Source organism: Ornithinibacter sp. (assembly GCF_035443565.1).
Lineage (GTDB): Bacteria > Actinomycetota > Actinomycetes > Actinomycetales > Dermatophilaceae > Fodinibacter.
Genome location: NZ_DAORSO010000137.1, coordinates 2,180 through 6,061, shown reverse-complemented (window position 1 = coordinate 6,061; position 3,882 = coordinate 2,180). Strand labels below are relative to the sequence as shown.

The window sequence follows — 3,882 nt, the reverse complement described above, 5'->3', positions numbered from 1 at the left end:
GCCACCCACCCGGCCCACCGGGCGAGGGGTCTGCCGCTCATGCGCCCGCCCCGGGCTGGGCCTGACCGAGCAGGGATGCGGCCGGCTCGCTGTAGGAGAGCGACAGCAGCTCGTCGCCGAGGAACGTCAGCGAGGTGAGCGACGCCAGCGAGCACTCGCGCTTGGCCGGGTTGTGCCACAGCGGGCGGCCCTCGGTGGCGAGGCGGATCATCCAGATCGGTGCCTGGTGGCTGACGATGACCGCCTCGTGGCCGCGGGCCGCAGCCCGGGCGTCGATGATCGCGAGGCGCATCCGCTCGACGATCTCGACGTAGGGCTCACCCCATGACGGTCGGAACGGGTTGAGGAACTTGGGGTAGAGCCGTGGGTGCTTGAGCAGCCCAGCTCCGCCGGCGACCGGCAGTCCCTCGAAGGCGTTGCCCGCCTCGATGACCCGGTCGTCGATCGTGATCTCGAGCTCGTGGCCCTGCGCGATCGGGGCCGCGGTCTCGCGAGCCCGCTCGAGTGGGCTGGACACGACGTGGGTGATGTCGTGGTCGCCGAGGTGCTCGGCCGCCAGCTCGGCCATGTGGCGGCCCAGCTCGGACAGGTGGTAGCCCGGCAGCCGTCCGTAGAGCACCCGGTCGGGGTTGTGGACCTCGCCGTGCCGCAGCAGGTGGACGACCGTGCGCTGCGGCTCGCCACCGGTGGGCCCGGCCGCGCCGGGGCCGCCAATTGCACGGGGAAAGGTCGTCATACCGGCGATTGTCGCAAACCCGGCTGGATGCCCGGTCACCGCGCCCGCGCTCGGCCCCTCAGAGGTCGCGGTGCATCTCCTGCTCGATCGCGTCCTCGCGGTCGGCCCGGCGCAGGTGCAGCAGGGCGAACAGCAGCCCGCCCCAGATGACGAGCACGGAGACGACGAGCATGACGATGGCGGGGGTGCTCACGGCTGGCTCCTTGCGGTGGTGTCGTTCTCGGGTCGGTCGCCGACGTCCAGGCTCGTCTCGGGGCGCCAAGGCACGCGGGCGATGGCGAAGCCCGCCACGGCCACGAGGGCGGCGGCGAGCCAGCCGAAGACGACGAGCATCCACTGCGGGTAGCCCCCGTAGGGCTCCTCGATGACGGCCAAGAGCTCCCGGACGAGGATGAACGCCAGGGCCAGGGGCGTGACCACGGAGACGAGGGCGATCCACCACCCGCGCACCGGCACCGAGCCGTCGCGGTTGAGGTGGTCCCTGAGCCGGGGCAGGGCGCGCACGCCCCACGCGATGACGACCATGCTGACGACCGCGACGAGCAGGATGCCGAACCGGTTGATGAAGTGGTCGACGATGTCCAGGACGTAGATCCCGCTCGTCGTGCTGAACCCGATGAGGCTGATCAGCGCGCACGGGATCGTGACGACGAGGGTGGCCCGAACCCGGCTGGTCTCGAACTTGTCGCGCACCGCGGAGATGACGACCTCCAGCACGCTGACGAGCGAGGTGAAGCCCGCCATGACGAGCGAGGCGAAGAACAGCACGCCGATCACGGCCCCGGCCGGGGCCTCGTTGACGATCGTGGGGAACGCGATGAAGGCCAGGCCGATCCCCGACGTCGCCACCTCGCCGACGGCCACACCGGAGGCCTGGGCCATGAAGCCCAGCGCAGCGAAGACGCCGATGCCCGCGAGCAGCTCGAAGCCCGAGTTCGACAGGCCGACGACCAGGGCCGAGCCGGACATGTCGGTACGCCGGTGCACGTAGGACGAGTAGGTGATCATGATGCCGAAGCCGATGGACAGCGAGAAGAAGATCTGGCCGTACGCGGCGGCCCACACCGCCGGGTCCGCGAGGGTCGACCAGTCCGGCGCGAAGAGGGCGTCCAGCCCCTGGGCCGCCCCGGGCAGCGTCAGGGCCTGCACCACGAGGGCGGCGAAGGCCACGATGAGCACCGGGATGAAGATGACGGACGTGGCGCCGACACCGCGGCTGACGCCCAGGGCCATCACGGCGACCAGTGCCACCCAGACGACCGCGAGCGGCACCAGGACGCCCGGCACGAACTCGAGCGTGACCCCGGGGTCGCCCGCCCGGAGGTAGTCGCCGAAGAAGAAGGCGTCCGGGTCCTCACCCCAGGCCTGCGTGAACGAGAAGACGGTGTAGCTGAGCGCCCAGGCGATGACGGCCGCGTAGTAGACGGCGATCATGAAGCAGATCCCGACCTGCCACCACCCGAGGCCCTCGGTACGCCGCGACAGCCGCGCGAAGGACAGCGGCGCCGAGCCACGGTACTTGTGCCCGAGGGCGTACTCGACGAGGAGGAACGGGATGCCCGCCGTCAGCAGCGCCACGAGGTAGGGGAGCATGAACGCCCCTCCGCCGTTCTCGTACGCCACGTAGGGGAACCGCCAGATGTTGCCCAGGCCGACCGCGGACCCGATCGCCGCGAGGATGAAGACCCTCCGGCCTGAGAAGGCGCCCCGCCGTGCCTCGGCCTGCTCGTCCTGGCTCGTCGTCGTACTCATGGAACCTCCCTGCCCGGGGTCATGTGGTCCCGCCAGCATCCCGCGCTCGCGGCGAGGACGCCAGCCGACGCGGCGGGCCAGGCCGAGCCCGGCGGGCCGCTCAGCCTCGCTCGGCCGCTGCCCGGGCCGCCCCCGGCAGGGCGGCGAGGACGCGCTCGACGGCAGCGTCGTCGTGCGCCCCGGAGACGAACCACGACTCGAAGGCGCTCGGCGGCAGGTACACGCCGGCATCCAACATGGCGTGGAAGAAGCGGCCGAAGGCCGCGGCGTCCTGCTCGCGCGCGTCGTCGTAGGTGCGCACCGCCCCCTCGCGGAAGAAGACGGAGAACATCGAGCCCGCCCACTGGACGCGGTGGGGCACGCCGGCCGCGCTCAGGGCATCGGATGCCGCGGCGGCGATCGCGCTCGACACCTCACCCAGGCGGGTGAACAGCGCGTCGTCGCAGGCGCGCAGCGTGGCCAGCCCGGCCGCGGTGGCGACGGGGTTACCGGAGAGGGTGCCCGCCTGGTAGACCGGCCCGTCGGGGGCGAGCAGGGCCATGACGTCGGCCCGGCCGCCGAACGCTGCCGCGGGGAAGCCACCGCCCATGACCTTGCCGAACGTCATCAGATCGGGGGCCAGGTCGAGCCCTTCGTGACCCCACCAGCCGGCGCGACTGACGCGGAACCCGGTCATCACCTCGTCCGACACCAGCAGCGCGCCGTGCTCGGCCGTCACCCGGCGCAGGGCCTGCGTGAACCCCGGGTCCGGGGGGACGACGCCCATGTTGCCGGCCGCGGCCTCGGTGATGAGGCAGGCGATCTCGCTGCCCCGGGCGGCGAAGACGGCCTCGAGCGCGTCGACGTCGTTGTAGGGCAGGACGAGGGTCTCGGCGGCCATCTCGGCGGGCACCCCGGCCGAGTCGGGTAGCGCAAAGGTGGCCAGCCCCGAACCGGCGCTGACGAGCAGTGAGTCGACGTGCCCGTGGTAGTGCCCGGCGAACTTCACGACGAGGCTGCGGCCGGTGAAGCCGCGGGCGAGCCGGATGGCGCTCATCGTGGCCTCGGTGCCGCTGGAGACCAGCCGCACCTGCTGCACGGGGTCGACCCGGGCGACGATCTCCTCGGCGAGCAGCACCTCGTTCTCCGAGGGGGTGCCGAAGCTGAACCCGCGAGCGGTCGCCGAACGGACGGCATCCAGCACGCCCTCGTGCGCGTGGCCGAGGATCATCGGGCCCCAGCTGCACACGAGGTCGACGTACTCGCGACCGTCGACGTCGGTGAGGTACGGGCCGCGCCCGCTCGCCATGAAGCGGGGGGTGCCGCCGACCGCGCGGAAGGCGCGCACCGGGGAGTTGACCCCGCCGGGGGTGACGGCGCGGGCGCGCTCGAGGAGGGCGGCGGATGCCGGGGCG

Annotated in this window: 4 protein-coding genes; all 4 read right to left on the bottom strand. The window is 72.4% G+C overall.

Annotation, left to right across the window (positions count from 1 at the left end; genetic code table 11):
* Positions 1–37: 37 nt before the first annotated feature.
* Positions 38–736: a histidine phosphatase family protein gene (locus PLL68_RS11800; RefSeq protein ID WP_324534312.1), complete on the bottom strand. Its 699-nt coding sequence runs from the start codon at positions 734–736 to the stop codon at positions 38–40.
* A gap of 58 nt (positions 737–794) precedes the next feature.
* Entirely contained in the window at positions 795–929 is a 135-nt protein-coding gene (locus PLL68_RS11795) for a methionine/alanine import family NSS transporter small subunit (protein ID WP_324534310.1), read from the bottom strand.
* Positions 926–2,488: a sodium-dependent transporter gene (locus tag PLL68_RS11790; RefSeq protein ID WP_324534308.1), complete on the bottom strand. Its 1,563-nt coding sequence runs from the start codon at positions 2,486–2,488 to the stop codon at positions 926–928. The genes PLL68_RS11795 and PLL68_RS11790 overlap by 4 nt, the downstream gene beginning before the upstream one ends.
* 100 nt (positions 2,489–2,588) lie before the next feature.
* Positions 2,589–3,882 (bottom strand): glutamate-1-semialdehyde 2,1-aminomutase (hemL, locus tag PLL68_RS11785; protein ID WP_324534306.1); only part of this gene is annotated, 1,294 nt, incomplete at its 5' end.